Annotated in this window: 1 pseudogene; it reads right to left on the reverse strand. The window is 66.1% G+C overall.

From position 1 onward, the window contains the following. Positions 1 to 18: 18 nt before the first annotated feature. Positions 19 to 950 (reverse strand): annotated as a pseudogene (locus tag BM536_RS38980) (IS5 family transposase). Positions 951 to 1,008 lie beyond the last annotated feature (58 nt).

Genomic DNA, 1,008 nt, shown 5'->3' on the forward strand with positions numbered 1-1,008 from the left:
TAGGCGCTGTTTCTCGGATCATGTGCGGAGCCAGATCATGAGGGCTGCGAGGGTGACGGTGCCGAGGTAGATGTATGCGCGCTTCTCGTAGCGTGTGGCGACGGCCCGGAAGCTCTTCAGCCGGTTGATGGCTCGCTCGACGGTGTTGCGTTTCTTGTAGCGCTCGCTGTCGAAGCCGGTGGGCCGGCCGCCGCGGGAACCGCGGTTGCGCCGGTGTCTTTGCTGGTCGAGGCGTTCGGGGATGGTGTGGGTGATGCCGCGTCGTCGCAGGTAGCGGCGGTTCTTTCGGGAGGTGTAGGCCTTGTCGGCCAGTACATGGTCTGGTCTGGTGCGAGGGCGTCCGACTCCGGTGCGGGGCACGGAAACCTGGTCCAGGACGCGCTCGAGTTGAGGGCCGTCACCGTAGTGTCCTGGTGTCAGGACGAGGGCGAGGGGCCGGCATCGCCCGTCGGCGGCGAGATGAATTTTGGTGGTGAATCCTCCGCGGGAGCGTCCCAGGCACTCGCCGATCTGACCACCTCCCTCAGCCGGACGACCAGTTTCCGAAGCACTGGATCGACCTGATTCGTCCCCCGGTCGACCCCCTTTTGGGAAACCCCGGCCGGAGGTGCTTTCCGGGCACCGGCGGCGTGCTGGTGAGCTCGCACCGCTGTGGAGTCCACCGACACGTCCCAGTCGATCCGGCCCGCCGCGTCCTCGGCCGACTGCATCTTCGACAGCAACATCGCCCAGGTTCCATCCGCCGACCAGCGGCGATGACGCTTGTAGACCGTCTCCCACGGACCGAACCGCTCCGGCAGATCCCGCCATTGCACCCCCGTCCGAACCCGGTACAGCACCCCGTTGATCACCCGACGGTGATCACTCCACCGACCCCCACGCGCACCACCCGGAGGTAAGAACGACTCCAATCGATCCCACTCCGCATTCGTCAGGTCTCCGCGTCCCATGCAGCCAGCCTGACCCCAATACCCCACCCCCGTCAGGAGATCCGAGAAACAGCGCCTA

Origin of the sequence: Streptomyces phaeoluteigriseus, from assembly GCF_001896135.2 — a bacterium.
Lineage (GTDB): Bacteria > Actinomycetota > Actinomycetes > Streptomycetales > Streptomycetaceae > Streptomyces > Streptomyces phaeoluteigriseus.